Source organism: Streptomyces humidus (assembly GCF_014649655.1).
Classification (GTDB): domain Bacteria; phylum Actinomycetota; class Actinomycetes; order Streptomycetales; family Streptomycetaceae; genus Streptomyces; species Streptomyces humidus.
The window spans coordinates 1-22,152 of sequence record NZ_BMTL01000048.1 but is presented as its reverse complement, the minus strand read 5'-3'; the positions used below and the strand labels follow the sequence as shown (position 1 = coordinate 22,152).

Annotated in this window: 17 protein-coding genes and 1 pseudogene; 10 read left to right on the top strand and 8 right to left on the bottom strand. The window is 69.3% G+C overall.

All coding sequences use genetic code 11. From position 1 onward, the window contains the following. Positions 1-14: 14 nt before the first annotated feature. The 5 genes from IE239_RS37090 to eccCa all read right to left on the bottom strand — a co-directional run bounded on the left by IE239_RS37090 (position 15) and on the right by eccCa (position 8,010). The gene (locus IE239_RS37090; RefSeq protein ID WP_190153861.1) at positions 15-599 is read right to left on the bottom strand and encodes a DinB family protein; all 585 of its coding nucleotides are present in this window, start codon (positions 597-599) and stop codon (positions 15-17) included. Between the two features lie 379 nt (positions 600-978). Then, complete coding sequence (locus IE239_RS37085) at positions 979-1,425, bottom strand: hypothetical protein (protein WP_190153860.1); 447 nt, start codon at positions 1,423-1,425, stop codon at positions 979-981. A 109-nt stretch (positions 1,426-1,534) separates the two neighbouring features. Next, positions 1,535-3,361 (bottom strand): alpha/beta hydrolase, encoded by a 1,827-nt coding sequence (locus tag IE239_RS37080; protein ID WP_190153859.1) that lies wholly within the window; start codon positions 3,359-3,361, stop codon positions 1,535-1,537. A 19-nt stretch (positions 3,362-3,380) separates the two neighbouring features. Then, on the bottom strand, positions 3,381-3,815 hold the full coding sequence (locus IE239_RS37075) for a hypothetical protein (protein ID WP_190153858.1): 435 nt from the start codon (positions 3,813-3,815) through the stop codon (positions 3,381-3,383). A 229-nt stretch (positions 3,816-4,044) separates the two neighbouring features. Next, positions 4,045-8,010, bottom strand: coding sequence for a type VII secretion protein EccCa (eccCa, locus tag IE239_RS37070; RefSeq protein WP_190153857.1), 3,966 nt, complete (start codon positions 8,008-8,010; stop codon positions 4,045-4,047). 251 nt (positions 8,011-8,261) lie between these two features. On the opposite strand from eccCa, the gene eccD reads away from it, so the two are divergent. Further along, positions 8,262-9,776, top strand: coding sequence for a type VII secretion integral membrane protein EccD (gene eccD, locus IE239_RS37065; protein WP_190153856.1), 1,515 nt, complete (start codon positions 8,262-8,264; stop codon positions 9,774-9,776). 105 nt (positions 9,777-9,881) lie between these two features. On the opposite strand, the gene IE239_RS37060 is transcribed toward eccD, so the two are convergent. Beyond that, on the bottom strand, positions 9,882-10,211 hold the full coding sequence (locus tag IE239_RS37060; RefSeq protein WP_190153884.1) for a DUF397 domain-containing protein: 330 nt from the start codon (positions 10,209-10,211) through the stop codon (positions 9,882-9,884). Between the two features lie 449 nt (positions 10,212-10,660). Here IE239_RS37060 and rpsO point away from each other — a divergent pair, with 449 nt between their 5' ends. The 5 genes from rpsO to IE239_RS37035 all read left to right on the top strand — a co-directional run bounded on the left by rpsO (position 10,661) and on the right by IE239_RS37035 (position 16,251). Beyond that, the gene (gene rpsO, locus IE239_RS37055; RefSeq protein ID WP_003993372.1) at positions 10,661-10,948 is read left to right on the top strand and encodes a 30S ribosomal protein S15; all 288 of its coding nucleotides are present in this window, start codon (positions 10,661-10,663) and stop codon (positions 10,946-10,948) included. A gap of 396 nt (positions 10,949-11,344) precedes the next feature. Next, the gene (locus IE239_RS37050; RefSeq protein ID WP_190153855.1) at positions 11,345-13,564 is read left to right on the top strand and encodes a polyribonucleotide nucleotidyltransferase; all 2,220 of its coding nucleotides are present in this window, start codon (positions 11,345-11,347) and stop codon (positions 13,562-13,564) included. Then, on the top strand, positions 13,561-14,940 hold the full coding sequence (locus IE239_RS37045; protein ID WP_190153854.1) for a M16 family metallopeptidase: 1,380 nt from the start codon (positions 13,561-13,563) through the stop codon (positions 14,938-14,940). The genes IE239_RS37050 and IE239_RS37045 overlap by 4 nt, the downstream gene beginning before the upstream one ends. Positions 14,941-15,030: 90 nt before the next feature. Continuing rightward, the gene (dapB, locus tag IE239_RS37040; RefSeq protein WP_190153853.1) at positions 15,031-15,783 is read left to right on the top strand and encodes a 4-hydroxy-tetrahydrodipicolinate reductase; all 753 of its coding nucleotides are present in this window, start codon (positions 15,031-15,033) and stop codon (positions 15,781-15,783) included. Positions 15,784-15,795: 12 nt separating this feature from the next. Next, on the top strand, positions 15,796-16,251 hold the full coding sequence (locus tag IE239_RS37035; protein ID WP_190153852.1) for a hypothetical protein: 456 nt from the start codon (positions 15,796-15,798) through the stop codon (positions 16,249-16,251). 120 nt (positions 16,252-16,371) lie between these two features. Here IE239_RS37035 and IE239_RS37030 read toward each other — a convergent pair whose 3' ends face one another. Next, on the bottom strand, positions 16,372-16,923 hold the full coding sequence (locus tag IE239_RS37030) for an SCO5741 family PH domain-containing membrane protein (RefSeq protein WP_190153851.1): 552 nt from the start codon (positions 16,921-16,923) through the stop codon (positions 16,372-16,374). Between the two features lie 101 nt (positions 16,924-17,024). Continuing rightward, positions 17,025-17,261 (bottom strand): hypothetical protein, encoded by a 237-nt coding sequence (locus IE239_RS37025; RefSeq protein WP_190153850.1) that lies wholly within the window; start codon positions 17,259-17,261, stop codon positions 17,025-17,027. A gap of 185 nt (positions 17,262-17,446) precedes the next feature. On the opposite strand from IE239_RS37025, the pseudogene IE239_RS42660 reads away from it, so the two are divergent. The 4 genes and pseudogenes from IE239_RS42660 to IE239_RS37010 all read left to right on the top strand — a co-directional run. Then, a pseudogene (locus tag IE239_RS42660) lies at positions 17,447-17,758 on the top strand (FAD-dependent thymidylate synthase); the annotation flags it as partial. After that, positions 17,738-18,967: an FAD-dependent thymidylate synthase gene (gene thyX, locus IE239_RS43410; RefSeq protein WP_373308204.1), complete on the top strand. Its 1,230-nt coding sequence runs from the start codon at positions 17,738-17,740 to the stop codon at positions 18,965-18,967. The pseudogene IE239_RS42660 and the gene thyX, both read left to right, overlap by 21 nt. 203 nt (positions 18,968-19,170) lie before the next feature. Then, on the top strand, positions 19,171-20,070 hold the full coding sequence (gene dapA, locus IE239_RS37015; protein ID WP_190153848.1) for a 4-hydroxy-tetrahydrodipicolinate synthase: 900 nt from the start codon (positions 19,171-19,173) through the stop codon (positions 20,068-20,070). A 128-nt stretch (positions 20,071-20,198) separates the two neighbouring features. Next, entirely contained in the window at positions 20,199-21,884 is a 1,686-nt protein-coding gene (locus tag IE239_RS37010) for a ribonuclease J (RefSeq protein ID WP_190153847.1), read from the top strand. The last annotated feature ends 268 nt before the right edge of the window (positions 21,885-22,152 follow it).

The following is a 22,152-nucleotide window of genomic DNA, read 5'->3' as shown; positions in this document are numbered from 1 at the left end:
CACGTGGGACACCCTCAGCCCTTGCCTGATGCGGCCAATCTGGCGGCCTGCTCGATCTTCGCGCGGTAGGCGGCGCGGGCTTCTTCATCGATCTGCATCTCGTGTTCGGGGCGCATCCCGGTTCGGCCGTCGATGCCTTCGCGCAGAATGTCGGCGTGCCCGGCATGCCGGTTGGTCTCGCCGAGGACGTGGACCAGGATGGCGAACAGGTTCGTGTTGGGATAAGGCTCCGGCCACCACGGCACGTGGCCGGGGGCATCAAGAGCAAGCTCGTCGATCGTCGCGTCTGAGTGCTCCCACGTGCGCCGGTAGGACTCGATGATCTGATCGCGCGCCTCGTCCTCAGTCGCCCACAGATCGCTGCCGTCGTGGTCCTGCCACCGGGGCAGCGGGTCCGGGGACGGCCGATCCAAGACTTCACCGAAGTACCTGGCCTCGACGCTGGCCACGTGTTTGACCAGGCCGAGGAGGTTGGTCCCGGTCGCCGTCAAAGGTCGGCGGGCGTCGTATTCGGACAGGCCGTCGAGTTTCCAGAGCAGCGCCTTGCGGTCCCGCCGCAGTCTCCCGTGCAGGTTGCCCTTCGCGAAGTCATCGATCATGCGGCATAAGCCTGCCATGGGCTACTCGTGGCCTCAAGATCCCGTACGTGAACCGCAGCGACCGGCAAAGCCGAAGCCCGGCCAAGGCCACCGCCCTGAGCTGCTACAAGTAACTCGCGGAACTTGCCACGTGAGACAACCTTAAGCCTGCGACGCCTCATCTGTCTTGCTTCCGCTGGGAACGAATGGAAGGTAGAAGCTGGCGAAATCCCCCCTGGGAAGGGCGTGAATCCCACTTGAAGGAGTCTGCTCCATTGTTCTCTTTGATTTCACATTTCACACGCCGGGGTGAGATGGAACTCCAGGGATGAAACTCTTGAAAAAATCCGACTGTCCCCGCCGCCGGACCCGGAGGCCAGCGGTGGGACGTACCAGTAGCTCAGCCCTGCTCTGAGTCATTCGTCGACCGGAAGCACCTTGAGTACAGGCTTACCTCAATCAGCGGCTCGTGGCCGTCAAGTCCCTTGAGCCAGGTGATTTCAGCCTGGCTGAGCGTCTTTTCGTGGACAGCCAAGATTTGCATATTCTTGTTGCTGCTGCCATCGTTACCGACTTTCTCGATCTTCCAGCCCTGCTTCGGGAGTCCCTGGCGCAGATTGGCCATGCCTTTCTCCATGGCGTCGTTCCCCGCCCCGTATGCCGACCAGGGGTGCCGGATCCTGTACACCTTCCCCGAGTTGGCGTCATCAGAGTCACAGGGCTGCACATCGGGCCCCGGTTTCGTGACCTTGCTCTTGATGCTCATGACATCGAAGAGTCGACTGGACAGCTCCGAGATTTCGGCCTGTACCGTCTCGGTAGACCGGGACTTCGGCTCGTAGTCCAACGGATTTTCACTCCCTTGAGTAGATGAACAGCCCGTGGTCAGTACGAGAGTAGACAGAACGATCAGTGATCCCGTACCGATGGAAATCCTCTTGCGGAGCTGGGGGCTCTTAGTCCTCCAGAACGACATCTCCGTACCTTCCTGTGATCACTCGGGCCTGGTTCTCCAGGCTGAGCGATGCCTTGTGGCCGTCCGAATCCCAAAATCCGCTGTGCCCGTCCGAGTCGCTCTTCATGATGTTGCCGCCAAACGATTCATCGGTGGGAATGGTCAGGTTGTCGCCGAGTCCCATCACACGACCGCCCTGGCGTACGACCTGGTCGTCCCCGGGGCCGCCCATCGCCCAGACATGATCAGCGCCGACGCCCAGGTCGGCCGCATGATCTGCCTGGACGCCCGGGCTGCCTGCGAACATGTAGTCGTCGACGGCTTCAGAGTCGTTCCAACTCCCGGACTGCGCGGAGACACCGACAACCGTGCTTCCATAGCTGTGCCCGATGACCGTTGTGTGGGCGGCGTTCCCGGAGGCATCCTCATGAGCTGCCCTACTTCCCTGGAGAAAGTCGTACAGGCGCGGACCGCCCTCCTCCGCGCGGGACCCGCTGGTCGCCTCGGGAACGAGGTGGTCAGGAGTGTTGTAGTCGAGCCAGGTGATGGTGGACACCTTCTGGCTCGGAGCCAGCTTGGAGCTTTCCGCCCACAACGTCTCCCCACGGCCGAGGTCTCCGTGGGTGTCGTTCTCCCCGATTTTCTCGAGGCCGGCGTACGTGCCGGGGACATACACGGCCACGTGATCTGCAAAATCCGGATTTCCGTTGGCCATGATGATTTTTCCGTCGTCCAGTCCCACGGGGTCGAAACCGAGCAGGTAGGCCTCGGGTAGACCGCCTTCACCAGTCCGGTCGAAGCGGTCCTGGATGTACTGCATGCCTTTGAGGTGCTGTGTCAGCTGCTCGGAGCGATCCCCGTATTCTCTGCTCCAGTCCATCCACTCATCGGTGTGAACTTTGGACGGGTAGCCACCGACAGTGATCCAGGTCCACTCATTTGCCGGCGGCTTCGGGATCGAGTCCAACTCCGTCTGCATTGTGGCTCGCGTTTCATCGAACACGATGCGGTTGGCCTCGTCCCGGACCGCGGCGGGCAGTCCATCGAGCGCGCCCACGGAATCAGGGCGCATGGAGATCCACGCCGCCTGCTGCTCCGCGTCGAGCCCCATCCACCACTCCGCGTTCTCCTCAGGACTGCCGTCCTTGGGCGGGTGCGGCAGCGAGTCGAGGTACTTCTTGCCCGCCTCCTTCACTCCGCTCGTGTCCGAAGACGTGTCGGCCCAGTCCTCGTCGGAGACTGTCAGGTCGTCGTCAGCCTTCAGCGCACGCAGTTTCGGCGCCCACTTCTCGTCGGCCTCCGTGGCCTCCTTGAGCGCCGCGGCGATCTGGTCGGCGTAGTCCTGGGCCAGGCGGTGGTTGGGGTTGGGGTCGAAGTTGGCCGACTGGCGGCCGATCGCGGCGGCCGTGCCGTCCGTCAGGCCGCTCACCGTTCCGCCGTCAGGGATCTTGCCGTCCTCGGCCTTCTCACCCCCTGCCGGATAGGTGATCGAGCCGTCGGCGTTCACGGTGAGCTGTGCGGCCCGTGCGCCCCCCAGCGCCGCGTCGAGCTTGCTCTTGGCGGCTCCCACCTCGTAGGAGAAGGCTTCGAGAGCCGTGCTGACCAGACCGCATTCCACCTGGATGTAGTGAAAGTTCTTGCTCAGTTCCGTCAGTTGGTTGATCGCGGCGGTCGCGGCTTCGCCCTTCAACGAGTTCCGCATCGCTACGGCGATCTGGTTCTCGATGCGGTCCTTGGCCGCGCTCGCCATGTCAGAGGTGCTGCGGTATCCGTCGGCTGCTTCCGAGTACTCGGTGGGCTTGAGGGCCTTGAGCGTCGCGAGGTCCATGATGTCTGGCTACCGCCCCTCAGCCCTTGCCACCGACGGCCGGAGTATCCCCGTACTCCACCTGCAGGTTGCCGATCTCCACCTCGATGGCCTCATCGGTCTTCAGCTGGTCGTTGCCTGCCTTCTCCAGCAGAGCCGAGAGTTTCCCGCAGCGTCCGCTCACGCTCTTCACGTAGCGCTCCCACGACGCGTGGACGTCCTTCTGCGCACCCGCGGTCAGGCAGCCGGTGTCCTCGCCGAGCCCGGTCTGGCCGTCCGACAGCTTCCCCAACGCCTTGCCGACATCCTCGCGGAGCGAGACGACGTCCTGACCGGCCTTGGACCAGGCCGACTTGTTCGACACCAGCGTGCCGGAACCACCACCAGGATCGAGTGGCACGTGGTTCAGTTGCATCTGGGCTGCATGCTGCTCCGCCGCCGCACTCTTGAGCTGCTCCCACTCTGCCCACGCCATGCGCGAATACCTTCCCCGTGTCCCCGTGTCCCCGTGTCCCCGTGGAGCCCGTCCGTCGGACGGACCGTTCCGCCGAACTACTAACAGGCCGTCGTGAGCTCACTTCAAGTGAATTCACGGACGTCACCATACTTTCCGCCGTTCACCCCGCAAGGCTTGACGGCGGTGACGCAGGGTCCTCCGACTCCGCCGCACAGGCGTTCCTGACGACGCCGAGTACACGGGCTCATCACACCCCCTCCGGCACCCACCCCACCTGAACCAACGGCTTCCCCCGCCGGCGCGAGACGAAGACCCCCCGCCCCGCGGGCATCGGCCGTGGCCGTACGCCCCCCAGGAGGTCGCCCTCGCCCGGGTCGCCGGCCAACACCACACCCTGCGCGCCGAGTTCCTTGATCCGCTGCATGAACGTCTCGTACGACGCCCGTCCCGCGCCCGCCGTCGACCGCGCGACGATGAACCGCACGCCCACGTCCCGGGCGAACGGCAGCAGTTCCGTCAGGCCGGCCAGCGGATTGCCGCTCGACGTCGCCACGAGGTCGTAGTCGTCGATGACCACGTACACCGTCGGGCCACGCCACCAGCTCCGGTCCCGGAGTTGCTGTGCCGTCACGTCGGCCGTCGGCGTCCGGCGCTTCATCAGGTCGGCCAGCGCGGCCATGTGATGGTCCATGGCGTTGGACATCGGGATGTACTCGGCCAGATGGGAGGACGGGGTCACGTCCAGCAGGGAGCGCCTGTTGTCGACCACGAACAGCTTGCACTCGTCGCCCGGATAACGCTCCGTCAGTTGCTTGATCAGCAGCCGCAGCAGGTTGGACTTGCCGGATTCGCTCTCGCCGAAGACGAGGAAGAACGGGTCCTGCTCGAAGTCGACGTAGACCGGCTCGAGGTTGTTCTCGTCAAGGGCGAAGGCGACCCCACGGCGCGGGAAGCGGCTCCCCGGCGGCAGCTGGCTCGCCGGGAACTCGCGCGGCAGCAGCCGCACTTCGGGGGCCGCGGGCGCCTGCCAGTGCCGCGCGACCTCGACGGCCAGCGCCTGCGTGGCGTCGGAGAGGTCGGTGTCGGAGGTGAGGCCGTCGATCCGCGGCACCGCCGCCATGAAGTGCAGCTTCTGCGGGGACTGGCCCCGGCCCGGAACGCCCGCCGGGACGTTGGCTGCGACCTTGCGGTCGATCTCGGAGTCCATCGTGTCGCCGAGCCGCAGCTCCAGCCGGTTCATCAGGTGGTCCTTGAGGGCGGACCGGACCTCCATCGACCGTGACGCGGTCAGCACCAGGTGGATGCCGTAGCCGAGCCCGCGCGCCGCGATCTCGTGGACGATCTGGTCCATCGCCTCGTAGTCCGCGCGGAAGTTGCCCCACCCGTCGATGACCAGGAAGACGTCGCCCCACGGCTGGTCCGTCACCGAGATGTCGCCCCTCGCCCGCCGGACCCGGAAGTCCGCGATCGAGGAGATCCCGGCCGAGCGGAAGTACTCCTCGCGGCGGGTCAGCACGCCGTAGACCTCGGCCACCGTGCGCCGCACCCGCTCCGGGTCCAGCCGCGAGGCGATCCCGCCCACGTGCGGCAGGCCGGCCACCGCCGCCATGCCGCCGCCGCCGAAGTCGAGGCCGTAGAACTGGACCTCGTGGGGGGTGTGGGTGAGGGCGAACGCCGAGATCAGCGTGCGCACCAGCGTCGACTTGCCGGACTGCGGGCCGCCGACGATCTGCATGTGGCCGGCCGCGCCGGAGAAGTCCGCCCAGAGGGGGTCGCGGCGCTGCTCGAACGGCTTGTCCACCAGACCGACCGGAACCACCAGCCGGCCCGCGCCCTCGTAGCCGGGCTGTGTGAGACCGCGGCCCGGCACGGCCGTGAGCCCCGGGAGGAGCGCGTCGAGCGACGGCGGGCTGTCCAGCGGCGGCAGCCACACCTGGTGGGCCGCCGGCCCCTGCGCCTCCAGTCGGCGCACGATCACGTCGAGGACGGTGTCGGCGAGCGCCTCGTCGACCTCGGGACCGTCCCCGGAACGCGGCCGCGGCACGGCCGCGTAGCGCACCGGCACCTCGGCCGAGGTGAACAGCACCGGCCGCCGGTCCACCGGCGGCGCCCCGCCGGCCGAGGCCACCCGCTGACCGCCGGAACGGTAGACCCCGGACACGTACGCCGCCTTGAACCGCACCATCTCGTCCGTGCCGAACTTCAGGAACCCGGAACCCGGCACGTTCGGCAGCGAGTACGCGTCGGGCACGCCCAGCGCCGCCCGCGACTCCGCCGCGGAGAACGTGCGCAGACCGACGCGGTACGACAGGTACGTCTCCAGGCCACGCAGCCGGCCTTCCTCCAGGCGCTGCGAGGCCAGCAGCAGGTGCACGCCGAGCGAGCGGCCGATCCGGCCGATCTGCACGAACATCTCGATGAAGTCCGGCTTCGCCGTCAGCAGTTCGCTGAACTCGTCGATCACCAGGACCAGGGAGGGGACCGGTTGCAGGGCGGCCCCCGCGGCCCGCGCCTTCTCGTAGTCGTGGATGTTGGCGTAGTTGCCCGCGTCCCGCAGCAGCTCCTGGCGGCGGTTGAGCTCGCCCCGGATGGAGTCGCCCATCCGGTCGACCAGCGTCAGGTCGTCCGCGAGGTTGGTGATGACGGCCGCCACGTGCGGCATCTGCGCCATGCCGGCGAAGGTCGCGCCGCCCTTGAAGTCGGCGAGGACGAAGTTCAGCGTCTCGGAGGAGTGGGTGACCGCCAGGCCCAGCACCAGGGTGCGCAGGAGCTCCGACTTGCCGGAGCCCGTCGCGCCCACACACAGGCCGTGCGGGCCCATGCCCTCCTGCGCCGCCTCCTTGAGGTCCAGCATCACCGGACGGCCGTCCTCGCCCACCCCGATCGGCACCCGCAGCCGCTCGGCGAGCGAACGCGGCCGCCAGGTGCGCGACGGGTCCACGGACGCCGCGTCGCCGAGGTTCAGCAGGTCGGTGAACTCCAGGTTGGCCAGCAGCGGTTCGTCGTCGTCCCCGCCGGAGGCCATGCGCAGCGGCGCGAGCTGCCGGGCGAGAGCCTCGGCGGACTCCGGCGAAAGGCCGTCGGGCGTCCCCTCGTAGACGGCGCCGTGCGCCGACTCCAGCCGCAGCGAGCCGGGTTGTACGACGATGTCCAGCTCGCCGCCCGTCCCGGTGAGCTCACCGGCGACGATCTCCAGCACCGTCACGCCCTGCAGTCCCTCGGCGTTGGCCAGGACCGAGTCCGCGGGCAGGGAGACGCCGTCCAGGACGACGACGATGTGCGGTTCGTCGGGCAGCGGCCCCGCGTTCGGGTGGAACCGGGGACGGCCGGCGAGCCGCTCCCCGAGCAACTGCTCCAGCTCGCGGACGTCGGCGCCGATCAGCCTGCGGCTGCCCGCCCCGTCCACGGCACTGGACGTCTGGACGTGTGGCAGCCACTTGACCCAGTCCCAGTGCGGCAGTTCCTCCCGGCCCGACGCGACGACGAGGACCAGGTCCTCGGACGAGTGCAGCGCGGCCAGCGAGCCGGCCAGGGCCCGCACGCAGGAGCGCACCGACTGCGGTTCGCCGCTGACCGTGACGTGGTAGAAGGCGCGCAGGGACACGGCCATCGGCAGGTCGTCCAGGCTGTCGTGGACGGCGATGAAGCGCTGCAGCGCGCCCGCCGTCAGCGGCTCCAGCTGCTCCACCGGCCCGGTCTCGGGGGCGAGCAGCGGCGTGGCCAGCGCCTGGGCGCCGAGCCCGACCCGGACCTGGGCGAAGTCCTCGTCCCCGGGCCGCCGTTCCCACACCCGGCTGCCCTCGGCGACCAGGGCCCACAGCTGCTCGGGCGAGGGGTGCAGGTAGTACTGGGCGTCGCGCTGGGCCCGGGCCGTGTCCAGCGCGGTGCGCCGGGTCTGGGCCAGATAACTCAGGTAGTCCCGGCGCATGTCCGCCAACTGCCCCTGGGAGCCGCGGCGGAAGCGCACCACCATCGCGACCGACATCGCCACCGTCGAGGCGATCATGACCATGCCCATGATCTTCATGAACGGCTGCCCGCTCGTGAAGAAGAAGACCACCGAGCCGCCCATGCCGAGCGTCGGCAGCAGTTGCATCAGCACGCTTTCCTGATGCCCCCGCGGCAGCTCCGGCGGAGGTTGCAGGACGACCTCGCCCGTGGGCACCTCGGACGGCAGCGCCCGCGGCGGGCGCTTCACGACGATATGGCTCACTGCTCACCAATCCTCTTGCGAGGCCCCCGAAATACCGTCCGTCACCCCGTGTCAGCCGGACGCAGGCCGCCGCGTGATCCTACTGACTGTCCCCGCGACCGGAGGGCGGTAGGGTGCCGGATGTTCGCGTGAGCACACCCGCGGGCCGCCCGGCGCACGCACCGGAGCGGGACGGCGCACCGCACCGTCACCTCGTCGACGCGGGACCATCACTGAACCATCGCTGAACCATCACTGAGGGGGAGCAGCAGGTGAGTATCGCGGCCTCCGCGGCAGCCACCGGAGAAGGGCGCGGCGCAGGAGCCGTCCCCGCGGCGGCGGGGACGGGGCTCGGCTTCTGCCGGGTCACCATCGTCGCCCCCGACAGCCGGATCGACGTGGCGCTGCCCGACGACATCCCCGTCGCCGACATCTACCCGGAGATCCTCCGGCTCTCCCGGCAGAGCCCGGCCGAGGGCGCCCCGGTCGGCTACCACCTCGTCCGCCGGGACGGAGCCGTCCTCGACAGCTCTCGGTCGTTCGCGGCCCAGCACATCCTCGACGGCGAACTCCTCGCCCTGCGCCCCTTCGCCGAGTCCCTGCCGCCCGCCGTCTTCGACGACGTCTCCGAGGCGGTCGCCGCCGCCGTGACGCGCGAGCACACCCTGTGGAGCGGCGACCTGACCCGCGCCGCGGGACTCGTCGGCGGAGGCGTCCTGCCGGCCCTGCTGGCCTTCGTGGCCTGGTCCGGCGACCCGCGCCACGACATGAACAGCCTGCCCGGCGTCCTCGCCGCCGTCGTCGGCGTCCTGCTGATCGCCCTCGCCTGTGTCCGGGCCCGCGTCTATGACGACCACGGCTCCGCCGTCGCCCTGGGACTCGGCGCACTGCCCAACGTGGCGGTCGCGGGCTCCGGGCTCCTCCCGCTCGCCGACGGCCAGGGCATCGGCAGACTGCAGTTCCTGCTGGCCTGCGCCGCGGTCCTGCTGGCCTCGGTGCTGCTCACCCTGTGCTCCCCCCGCGGGGACGGCCCCTTCGTCGCCTTCGCGGTCGCCTCCGGCGCGGGGCTGGCGGCGGTCTTCGCGGCGATCCTCGCGCACTGGACCCCGGCGGAGACGGCCGCCCTGTGCACCCCCGTCGCCGTGGGCGCCCAGGCCTTCCTGCCCGGCCTGTCCATGCGCTTCGCCCGCCTGCCGATCGGCTTCGACACCCCGGACGCCGGCGCGCGCAGCGCATACGGCGCCGACCCCGCCCCCCGGGAACCGGTCGACGCCGAGCGGATCGCCGCCCAGGCCCGTCGCGGCCACGAACTCCTGGTGGGCCTGGTCGGCGGTTGCGCGGTGATCACCGTCGGCGCCTGCGCGGTCCTCGGATTCTCCGGCGACGTCTGGGCGCAGCTCCTCGCGCTGGCCACGGGCATCGCCCTGTCGATGCGCGCCCACCTCTTCCGCTACACCGCCCAGGTCGCCCCCGTGCTGGCCGCGGGCCTCGGCTCCCTCGTCCTGCTCGGCCTCGGTCTTGCACTCGACCCGCCCCACCCGGCGGTCCGCGCGGCCCTCGCGGGCGACCGCACCGACCTGGACCTCCGCACGATCTGGCTCGTCGCCGCGATCGCCGCCGCCTCCGCGATCGTCACCGCGATCGGCCTGATCACCTCACGCGGCGGTCTCACGCCGTTCTGGGGCCGGTTCACGGAGATCGCCGAGGGCTTCGTCCTGCTGACGTTGGTGCCGCTGGCGCTGGCCGTCTTCGACGTGTACGCGAGCGCCCGCTCGATGACCGGCTGACCCGCGGCCGAACCACAGGAAAGCGGCCGTGACGATCGCCGTCACGGCCGCTCCACCGCTCCACGGACCCGATTGCTCCACGGGCCCGGGTGTTCCCGCAGCGCGCTACTCCGCCGCCGCCCCGTCGTGCGGCGCCGGCTCCAGATCGAACTCGCCGTCGCGGGCGCCCAGCACGAAGGCCCGCCACTCCGCCTCGGTGTAGCGCAGCACCGTCTCCGGGTCGAGCGACGACCGCATCGCCACAGCGCCCCCGGGCAGAGAGGCGATCTCGACGCGCTCCTCGTGCTCCTCCGCGCCGGGCGCGCACCGCCACTCGACGCCGGAGATGTCCAGCGCGTAGAGCTCGTCCCGCTCCCGGTCCTTGCGTGCCCGCACGGCCGCGCCCTCGGGGTGCTCGACGTTCCCGGCCTGCTCGGTCTTCACGGCATCGGCCATGTCATCGGCCATGATCGGCTCCGACCCTTCCCTCTGTTCCGCTGGTTCCGCTGGTTCCGCGGTTCCGCTGCTCCACTGTGCCAACGAGCTGTGGCGTCACCCTACTTGCCGCAGTTCGCCCAGCTCAGAGCTTCCTCCTTTACGTTCCGGCCCGGCGCCGTGCCCCCTACACTGCCCCCACCCGGCGGGACGCGGTCCGTCCGCCCGTACCCGGCCGGCCGAGCGTGGCCCGGCCGCCCGCCGTGCATCCCGGACAAGCCCGGCGCACCGGCCTGATACCCTGGCCCTCGGCCGTTTGTGTACGCACCCCCGGAAGCACACCCTCAGGCAGCGCCTGAAGGTTCTGGAGGTCGCGCTCAGCGGATCCCCGCCTCCCGAGTATCGGAAGCTCCCCCGAGACACAGACCGGGGGCACTCGGTGGCCACTGAAAAGACTACGAGGAGTACGCGTGCCGCTCGACGCCGCTACGAAGAAGCAGATCATCACCGAGTTCGGCCAGAAGGAGGGCGACACCGGCTCCCCCGAGGTCCAGGTCGCCATGCTGTCGCGCCGGATCTCGGACCTGACCGAGCACCTCAAGACGCACAAGCACGACCACCACTCCCGTCGTGGTCTGCTGATCCTGGTCGGTCAGCGTCGCCGCCTGCTGCAGTACCTCGCCAAGAAGGACATCCAGCGCTTCCGTGCGCTGGTCGACCGCCTCGGCATCCGCCGCGGTGCGGCGGGCGCCAAGTAGGACGCCGTGAGGGGAGCGGTTCCCGGCAGCATCGGGGCCGCTCCCTTTTGCTGTACAGAGCGTGTGCTCCACGGAGCGACACGCACCCCGGCAGGGTCCGTCGTACGCCCTGCCGGTCGCGGAAACGTGCGGAGTGTCACCCACGCTTTGTAGTGTGGTAGCACAACGCAAGACGTACGACACAGCTCATGACGTGCACTCGCTGCGGGTGAACGTCACGTGCACACCGAACGAGGAGAAGCGCACCGCACCGCCGCCGGTCCTCGGTAGTGGCTCCCGGGAAAGAGAACCCCGGGTGCTTCGATCGAAGACCGGCCCGCACCGAACGGAGCGCTTCTCCGCAACCGTCCCCCTGCCACACGGGCAGCGAGGGACGAAGACGAGGAGAATTCACTAGTGGAGAACGAGACCCACTACGCCGAGGCCGTCATCGACAACGGCTCCTTCGGCACCCGCACCATCCGCTTCGAGACGGGCCGCCTGGCCAAGCAGGCCGCCGGCTCCGCCGTGGCGTACCTGGACGACGACACCATGGTGCTGTCGGCCACCACCGCCTCCAAGAACCCCAAGGACCAGCTCGACTTCTTCCCCCTCACGGTGGACGTCGAGGAGCGGATGTACGCCGCCGGCAAGATCCCCGGCAGCTTCTTCCGCCGTGAGGGCCGCCCCTCCGAGGACGCCATCCTCACCTGCCGGCTGATCGACCGCCCGCTGCGCCCGTCCTTCAAGAAGGGCCTGCGCAACGAGATCCAGGTCGTCGCCACGATCATGGCGCTCAACCCCGACCACCTGTACGACGTCGTGGCGATCAACGCCGCCTCCGCGTCCACGCAGCTGGCCGGTCTGCCCTTCTCCGGCCCGATCGGCGGCGTCCGCGTCGCGCTGATCAACGGCCAGTGGGTCGCGTTCCCGACGCACACCGAGCTCGAGAACGCGGTCTTCGACATGGTCGTCGCCGGTCGCGTCCTGGAGGACGGCGACGTCGCGATCATGATGGTCGAGGCCGAGGCCACCGAGAAGACCATCCAGCTGGTCGCGGGCGGCGCCGAGGCGCCGACCGAGGAGGTCGTCGCCTCCGGTCTGGACGCCGCGAAGCCCTTCATCAAGGTGCTCTGCAAGGCCCAGGCCGACCTCGCCGCCAAGGCCGCCAAGCCGACCGGCGAGTTCCCCGTCTTCCTCGACCACCAGGACGACGTCCTGGAGGCGCTGTCCGCCGCCGTCCGCCCGGAGCTCGCCTCCGCGCTGACCATCGCGGGCAAGCAGGACCGCGAGGCCGAGCTGGACCGCGTCAAGGCGCTCGCCGCCGAGAAGCTCCTGCCGGAGTTCGAGGGCCGCGAGAAGGAGATCTCCGCCGCTTACCGCTCGCTCACCAAGCAGCTGGTCCGCGAGCGCGTGATCAAGGAGAAGAAGCGCATCGACGGCCGCGGCGTCACGGACATCCGTACGCTCGCCGCCGAGGTCGAGGCCATCCCGCGCGTGCACGGCTCGGCGCTGTTCGAGCGTGGCGAGACCCAGATCCTGGGCGTCACCACCCTCAACATGCTCCGCATGGAGCAGCAGCTGGACACCCTCTCCCCGGTGACCCGCAAGCGCTACATGCACAACTACAACTTCCCGCCGTACTCCGTCGGCGAGACCGGCCGCGTCGGCTCCCCGAAGCGCCGCGAGATCGGCCACGGCGCGCTCGCCGAGCGCGCCATCGTGCCGGTCCTGCCGACGCGCGAGGAGTTCCCCTACGCGATCCGTCAGGTGTCCGAGGCCCTCGGCTCCAACGGCTCGACGTCCATGGGCTCGGTCTGCGCCTCCACCATGTCGCTGCTGAACGCCGGCGTGCCCCTCAAGGCCCCCGTCGCCGGCATCGCCATGGGCCTGATCTCCCAGGAGATCAACGGCGAGACGCACTACGTCGCCCTCACCGACATCCTCGGTGCGGAGGACGCCTTCGGCGACATGGACTTCAAGGTCGCCGGCACCAAGGAGTTCGTCACCGCCCTCCAGCTCGACACCAAGCTGGACGGCATCCCGGCCTCCGTCCTGGCCGCGGCCCTCAAGCAGGCCCGCGACGCCCGCCTCCACATCCTCGACGTGATGATGGAAGCGATCGACACGCCGGACGAGATGTCCCCCAACGCCCCGCGGATCATCACCGTCAAGATCCCCGTGGACAAGATCGGCGAGGTCATCGGCCCGAAGGGCAAGATGATCAACCAGATCCAGGAGGACACCGGCGCCGAGATCACGATCGAGGACGACGGCACCATCTACATCGGCGCCCAGGTCGGCTCGCAGGCCGAGGCCGCCCGCGCCACGATCAACGGCATCGCCAACCCGACCATGCCGGAGGTCGGCGAGCGCTACCTGGGCACGGTCGTCAAGACCACCACCTTCGGTGCGTTCGTCTCGCTGCTCCCGGGCAAGGACGGTCTGCTGCACATCTCGCAGATCCGCAAGCTGGCCGGCGGCAAGCGCGTGGAGAACGTCGAGGACGTGCTCGGTGTGGGCTCCAAGGTCCAGGTCGAGATCGCCGAGATCGACTCGCGCGGCAAGCTCTCCCTGATCCCCGTGATCGAGGGCGAGGAAGCGGCCGAGGACACGAAGGACGACTCCGACAAGTGACGTCGAGCAGCTCCCAGGCGACGGCCCGCACCTCTTCGGAGGCGCGGGCCGTCGCCCGTACCCAAACCCTGATCAAGGGCACGGCCGGCATCGGCGTCGTCCGAAAGACCACCCTCCCGGGCGGCCTGCGCATCGTCACCGAGACCCTCCCCTCCGTCCGCTCCGCCACCTTCGGCATCTGGGCGCACGTCGGCTCCCGCGACGAGACGCCATCCCTGAACGGCGCCACGCACTACCTGGAGCACCTGCTCTTCAAGGGCACGACGCGCAGGTCCGCGCTGGACATCTCCTCCGCCATAGACGCGGTCGGCGGCGAGATGAACGCGTTCACGGCGAAGGAGTACACGTGCTACTACGCGCGCGTGCTCGACACCGACCTGCCGCTCGCCATCGACGTCGTCTGCGACATGCTCACGGGCTCCCTGATCCGCGAGGAGGACGTCGACGTCGAGCGCGGCGCGATCCTCGAAGAGATCGCGATGACCGAGGACGACCCCGGTGACTGCGTGCACGATCTGTTCGCGCAGACCATGTTCGGCGACAACCCCCTGGGCCGTCCGGTCCTCGGCACCGTCGACACGGTCAACGCCCTCACCGCCGACCGCATCCGCCGCTTCTACAAGAAGCACTACGACCCCACCCACCTGGTGGTCGCGGCCGCGGGCAACATCGACCACCACAAGGTCGTACGCCAGGTCCGCGCGGCCTTCGAGAAGGCGGGCGCCTTCAAGAGCGCCGACGCCGCGCCCATCGCCCCACGCGACGGCCGGCGTGCGATCCGCACCGCGGGCCGTGTCGAACTGATCGGCCGCAGGACGGAACAGGCGCACGTCGTCCTCGGCATGCCCGGTCTGGCCCGCACGGACGACCGCCGCTGGGCGCTCGGCGTGCTGAACACGGCCCTGGGCGGCGGCATGTCCTCACGGCTGTTCCAGGAGGTCCGCGAGAAACGCGGCCTGGCCTACAGCGTGTACTCGTACACCTCGGGCTTCGCCGACTGCGGTCTCTTCGGTGTGTACGCGGGCTGCAGGCCCTCGCAGGTGCACGACGTCCTGAAGATCTGCCGCGACGAACTCGACCAGGTCGCCGAGCACGGTCTGTCCGACGACGAGATCGGCCGCGCCATCGGCCAGCTGAGGGGCTCCACGGTTCTCGGCCTGGAGGACACCGGCGCGCTGATGAACCGCATCGGCAAGAGCGAGCTGTGCTGGGGCGACCAGATGTCGGTCGACGACATGCTCGCCCGGATAGCCGCCGTGACCCCGGACGAAGTCCGTTCGGTGGCCCGCGACATCCTGGGACGACGACCGTCGCTGTCGGTCATCGGCCCGCTCAAGGACAAACAGGCCGCCCGCCTGCACGACGCGGTCGCCTGACCGGGCCGGATCCTCGGGAAGCACCCACACCTCCGGTAAGCACCTCCGGTAGGCACCTTCGGCAAGCATCTTCGGTAAGGAAGCACAGAGATGAGCAAGCTGCGCGTGGCCGTCCTCGGCGCCAACGGCCGGATCGGCTCCGAGGCGGTACGGGCGGTCGAGGCCGCCGAGGACATGGAACTGGTGGCCGCCCTCGGCCGCGGCGACAAGCTGGAGACGCTCACGGAGACCGGCGCCCAGGTCGCCGTCGAGCTGACCACTCCCGCCTCGGTCATGGACAACCTCGAGTTCTGCGTGGGGCACGGCATCCACGCCGTGGTCGGCACCACCGGCTGGACCGACGAACGCCTCGCGCGGCTGAACGGCTGGCTGGCCGCGTCCCCCGGGACGGGCGTGCTCATCGCCCCCAACTTCTCCATCGGGGCCGTCCTCACCATGAAGTTCGCGCAGATCGCCGCGCCCTACTTCGAGTCCGTCGAGGTCGTGGAGCTGCACCACCCGAAGAAGGTGGACGCCCCCTCCGGCACCGCCACCCGCACCGCCCAGCTCATCGCCGAGGCCCGCCGCAACGCCGGCACCGCCCCGGCGCCGGACGCCACCGAGACGGGACTGGACGGCGCGCGCGGCGCGAACGTGGACGGTATCCCCGTCCACGCCGTCCGGCTGCGCGGACTGCTGGCCCACCAGGAGGTCCTGCTGGGCGGCGAGGGCGAGACCCTCACCGTCCGCCACGATTCCCTCCACCACAGCAGCTTCATGCCGGGCATCCTGCTCGGCGCCCGCAAGGTGGTCTCGACGCCCGGCCTCACCTTCGGGCTGGAACACTTCCTCGACCTGAACTGAGCCCCCTACGTCATGCGCGCGAAGATCTCCTACGCCCTCACGGCCGCCGTCCTCGTCTTCTACTTCGTCCTGGTCGGCAGCCGCGGCGTCATGCTCATCCAGTCCGGCACGCTCCTGACCGTCACCTTCGGTGTGGCGGTGCTGATCCTGCCGGTCATCGGCGTCTGGTTCCTGTGGAAGAACACCCAGTTCGTGCGCAGGGCCAACGCCCTGGCCGCCGAACTGGACGCCGAGGGCGGCCTGCCCGTCGACGAGCTGAAGCGCACCCCCGGCGGCCGCGTGGACCGCGACTCGGCCGACGAGGTCTTCGCCAGACGCAAGGCGGAGACCGAGGCCGCTCCCGCGGACTGGCGGACCTGGTTCCGTCTCGCCGTCGCCTACCACGACGCCCGCGACACCCCACGGGCCCGCAAGGCGATGCAGCGCGCGATCGCCCTCCACGACGGCAAGCCGGTCCAGGCCGCCTGAGCCGGCCGGGCACACGGAGCCGCCACGAACGGCGGGGCGCAAGCGCAAGCACAGGCTCGGGCATACGGAAGGGGCCTGCCCGCGACACCGCGGGCAGGCCCCTTCCGTATGCCTGCGGACTCAGCCGCGCCGGTTCTCCGACGCCCACGCCTCGACGGCGTCGGCCGCCCGGTCGAACGCCTCGGGGCGCGCCAGGAAGTCCGCCCCGTGCGTGGTCAGCAGCGGCGTCGCCTCGGCGGGCCGCTCCCTCCGGACCAGGGTCAGCGCCTCGCCCTGGACCGTGCGCGGCAGCCCGAGCCAGCGCACCGGCTGCTGGGCGGTCCGCACGGCGAGGACCCGCTCCCACGGCAGCGTGCGCGTACGGAGGAAGCTCACATGGCGCAGCCCGCGGTCGCTCACCCACACTCCCACCCGCAGCAGCCGCAGGGCGGCGGCGATCACGACCAGCGAGCAGCCGAAGACCGCGCCCGCCTCGGACACCGATCCGGTCAACGCGATGATGACGGCCGCGAACAGCACGTACGAGGCGAGCAGCAGCGCCAACGCGGCCGCACCGACCCGCCAGGGCCCGGGCCGGTAGGGGCGTCGCCAGCGCTCGCGATCGTCGAAGGGCAGGGCGACGTCGTCCGCCGCCTCGAATGCGCGGTCGGCCGTCAGGAAGGGCAGGGGCACGGCTGGTCCTCACTCGTCCATGCGTGGGCTGTGCCCGGTGAGGCTATCCGGCTGTGTCCCGGCTCACCACATTCGGGGGCCGGATGGCGTCGGCGTGGTGCTCAGCGTCCCTGGGAGGCCTGTGACTGCGGTCCCTGCGGGGGCTGGTTCTGGCTGAGCGCCGGCATCCCGATGACCAGCGAGCCCACCAGCGCGGCCACGATGGTGAGCCCCAGCAGCCAGCGCCCGGCTATCTGGCTCACCGAGGACCGTTCGGGGGGCGGGGGAGTGACGTTGCTACGGAACCTGTCGGCTTCGGCGAGAAAGGCGAAGGGTACGGGCTCGCGCCGGCGGAACATGGTGGGTACTTCCTCCTGAGAGAAGTCGCGAGGACGCTGCGAGGTGGACCTCGTCACTGGTTCAGACGAGCGGGTGCCCGAAAACGTGCCCAATATCGGCAGACGTCCCGCACGGATCTTCGCGGCACGCCGACGGAAGCCCGGCCCGGCGGCCCCCGTAGAGTTGTCGCCGCTCCGAAGACGCGATGGAAGGACCCCCGCACGTGACCGACAGCCCCGCCGACGACGACCTCGAGCCCGCCTTCCGCAGCGACGTCACCGTCGAGCTGGTCAAGCACGCCGCGTCCGACGCGGACGTGCTCTTCGCCGCCCGCGTCTCGACCCTCGGCGAACAGTCCCTGGAGGAGCTGGGCAAGGACCCGGAACGCTCCAAGGGCCTGATCAACTACCTGATGCGGGACCGGCACGGCAGCCCGTTCGAGCACAACTCGATGACCTTCCTCATCAGCGCCCCGATCTTCGTCTTCCGCGAGTTCATGCGGCACCGCGTGGGCTGGTGCCTTCCGGGTGACGCCATGATCAGCGTGGGCACCGGTGAGAACGCCGAGGCCAGACGCATCGCGGACATCCATCGCGACTGGAAGACCGGCGTGCCCGACTCCACGGGAGGTACGCGCAGGCTGAAGTCCTGCCAGAACCTGCTGGCCGACACCGTCGACCTGGAGACCGGGCTGGTGGAGAAGGCGGCGATGGTCGATGTGTTCCAGTCCGGCGTGAAGCCGATCCTGAAGTTGTCGACAACGGACGACAGGGCGCTGCGGTGCACGGCGGACCACCGGGTGTGGACGCCCGACGGCTGGGTTCGCGCCGGCGACCTGCGCACCGGCGACCGGATCGGACGACCGGTCCGCGTGGAGGCCGGCGAGCGGGCGGGCATCCCGAACCGTCTGCGCGAGGGAATCCGGATCTGGACCGCCGAGCAGCGCGCCGATCTCATCGCGCCCATGGACCTCTGCTACCTCTGCGACGAGAAGTTCGAGGCCGAGGAGCTCGAACTGGTTCACGTCGTCCCGGTGGAAGCCGACCTGACCAAGGCGCTCGACGTCTCCAATCTGCGGCCGGCGTGCATGTCGTGTCACCAGCGGAAGACCAACGGTGAGGGCGCGCCGGACGGGGAGCGCCGCCGGGCTCCGCGGAACGGCCTGCGCTGGGAGAGCGTCGTCTCCGTCGTCCCCGACGGGGAGGAAATGACCTACGACATCTCCATGCCGCCGCCGCACCACAACTTCGTCGCGGACGGTTTCGTCGTGCACAACTCGTACAACGAGGAGTCCGGCCGCTACCGGGAGCTCCAGCCCGTCTTCTACGTTCCCGGCGAGGACCGCAAGCTGGTCCAGCAGGGGCGTCCCGGCCGGTACGAGTTCGTTCACGGCACTGTCGAACAGCAGGAGGCCGTCACCACGGCCATGGAGGAGTCCTACCGGCAGTCCTATGCGGCGTACCAGAAGATGCTGGCGGCCGGTGTGGCCCGCGAGGTCGCCCGCGCCACTCTCCCCGTCGGCCTCTTCTCCTCGATGTACGCCACCTGCAACGCCCGATCCCTGATGCACTTCCTCGGCCTGCGCACCCAGCACGAGCTGGCGAAGGTGCCCTCGTTCCCGCAGCGGGAGATCGAGATGGTGGGCGAGAAGATGGAGGCCGAATGGGCCAGGCTCATGCCCCTCACCCACGCCGCCTTCAACGCCAACGGCCGCATCGCCCCGTAGGGGACGCGGCGCGGAAGACGTATGTACGGATCATCCGTGCGAAGTGTCCGTATTGCGGCATTTAGAGAAGTTCATCTAGCCTGATCAAACGGACCCGGCACTGCTTGAACCCCCGAGCAGGCAGTGCCGGGCTCCTCTTTTGTCATGACGTTCCGCACCCCCGTGGGCAGACCCCGCGGTGAGCAACGAGTAGCGTGTTACCCATGGCTCCGACCTCCACTCCGCAGACCCCCTTCGGGCGGGTCCTCACCGCCATGGTCACGCCGTTCACGGCGGACGGCGCACTCGACCTCGACGGCGCACAGCGGCTCGCCACCCATCTGGTGGACGCAGGCAACGACGGCCTGATCGTCAACGGCACCACCGGCGAGTCCCCCACCACCAGTGACGCGGAGAAATCGGACCTGGTACGAGCCGTCCTGGAGGCCGTCGGAGACCGCGCCCACGTCGTCGCGGGAGTCGGCACCAACGACACCCGCCACAGCGTCGAGCTGGCCCGAGCGGCGGAGAAGACGGGCGCACACGGCCTCCTGGTCGTCACCCCGTACTACAACAAGCCCCCGCAGGAGGGCCTGTACCGGCACTTCACGACCGTCGCGGACGCCACCGGACTCCCGGCGATGCTCTACGACATCCCGGGCCGCAGCGGCGTCCCGATCAGCACCGAGACACTGGTCCGCCTCGCCGCGCACCCGCGGATCGTCGCCAACAAGGACGCCAAGGGCGACCTGGGCCGCGCGAGCTGGGCCATCGCGCGCTCCGGCCTCGCCTGGTACTCCGGCGACGACATGCTGAACCTGCCGCTGCTCTCCGTGGGCGCGGTCGGCTTCGTCTCGGTGGTCGGCCATGTGGTCACCCCGGACCTGCGCGCCCTCGTCGAGGCGTTCACCGCCGGCGACGTGCAGAAGGCCACCGAGATCCACCAGAAGCTGCTGCCCGTCTACACGGGTATGTTCCGCACCCAGGGCGTCATGACGACCAAGGCGGCGCTCACGCTCCAGGGCCTGCCCGCCGGACCGCTGCGCTCGCCCATGGTCGAGTGCTCGCCCGAAGAGATCGAGCAGCTCAAGATCGATCTTGCTGCGGGCGGGGTACAGCTCTGACAACGGACTTCACAACTGAATAGGCAGGCCACCGGTGCCTGCAACCCACAACGACAACTGCTTCTGCACGAACGTCATGCGCGCCACGTGCCCACCGGTACGTGGCGCGCGTGTTTGAGGAGAGTCTTTTGAGCCATCCGCATCCGCAACTCGCCCCGCCCCCGCCGCTCCCGGAGGGCGGCCTGCGGGTCACCCCGCTCGGCGGTCTCGGTGAGATCGGCCGGAACATGACGGTCTTCGAATACGGCGGCCGCCTGTTGATCGTCGACTGCGGAGTGCTCTTCCCCGAGGAGGAGCAGCCCGGAATCGACCTGATCCTGCCGGACTTCACGTCCATCAGGAACCGCCTCGACGACATCGAGGGCATCGTCCTCACTCATGGCCACGAGGACCACATCGGCGCCGTCCCCTACCTCCTGCGGGAGAAGCCGGACATCCCGCTGATCGGTTCCAAGCTGACCCTCGCGCTGATCGAGGCCAAGCTTCAGGAGCACCGGATCCGTCCCTACACCCTTGAGGTGGCGGAGGGACACCGAGAGCGCATCGGCCCGTTCGACTGCGAGTTCATCGCCGTCAACCACTCCATCCCGGACGCGCTGGCGGTCGCCATCCGCACACCGGCCGGCATGGCGGTCCACACGGGCGACTTCAAGATGGACCAGCTCCCGCTGGACGGCCGTCTCACCGACCTGCACGCGTTCGCACGGCTGAGCGAGGAGGGCATCGACCTCCTCCTCTCCGACTCGACGAACGCCGAGGTTCCCGGCTTCGTGCCCCCCGAGCGGGACATCTCCAACGTCCTGCGCACGGTCTTCGGCAACGCCCGCAAGCGGATCATCGTGGCCAGCTTCGCCAGCCACGTCCACCGCATCCAGCAGATCCTCGACACCGCGCACGAGTACGGCCGACGCGTCGCCTTCGTGGGCCGCTCGATGGTCCGCAACATGGGCATCGCCCGCGACCTCGGCTATCTGAAGGTGCCTCCGGGCCTGGTCGTGGACGTCAAGACGCTCGACGACCTCCCCGACCACGAGGTGGTCCTCGTCTGTACGGGGTCCCAGGGCGAACCGATGGCGGCCCTGTCCCGCATGGCCAACCGCGACCACCAGATCCGCATCGTCCCCGGCGACACGGTGATCCTGGCGTCCTCGCTCATCCCCGGCAACGAGAACGCGGTCTACCGCGTGATCAACGGCCTGACCCGCTGGGGCGCGAACGTCGTCCACAAGGGCAACGCCAAGGTGCACGTCTCGGGCCACGCGTCGGCGGGCGAGCTCCTGTACTTCTACAACATCTGCCGCCCGAAGAACCTGATGCCGGTCCACGGCGAATGGCGTCATCTGCGCGCCAACGCCGAGCTGGGAGCCCTGACGGGCGTCCCGCACGACCGCATCGTCATCGCCGAGGACGGCGTGGTCGTCGACCTCGTCGAGGGCAAGGCCAAGATCTCCGGCAAGGTCCAGGCGGGCTACGTCTACGTCGACGGCCTCTCGGTCGGCGACGTGGGCGAGCCGGCCCTGAAGGACCGGAAGATCCTGGGCGACGAGGGCATCATCTCGGTCTTCGTCGTCGTGGACTCCTCCACCGGAAAGATCACCGGAGGTCCGCACATCCAGGCCCGCGGCTCGGGCATCGAGGACTCGGCCTTCTCCGCGGTCACCCCGAAGATCGCAGAGGTCCTGGAACGCTCGGCGCAGGACGGTGTCGTGGAGCCACATCAGATGCAGCAGCTCATCCGCCGCACACTGGGCAAGTGGGTCTCCGACACGTATCGCCGCAGGCCGATGATCCTGCCGGTCGTGGTCGAGGTCTGACCGCCGCACGGCCCGCCGTACGCGTGAACCCGGAGCGGGGCTCCCCGATTTGCATCGGGGAGCCCCGCTCCAGTACGTTTACGGCTCCGCCCGAGCGGGAAGGCCGGACGCCTCGTGCGTCGGGACTGCTCCCAGGAGGGGCCGGGAAATCCGACTCAGAACTTCTGATAAAGTCGGAACCGCCGGAAAGGGAAACCGCGAAGCAAAAGCGGGAACCTGGAAAGCACCGAGGAAATCGGATCGGAAAAAGATCTGATAGAGTCGGAAA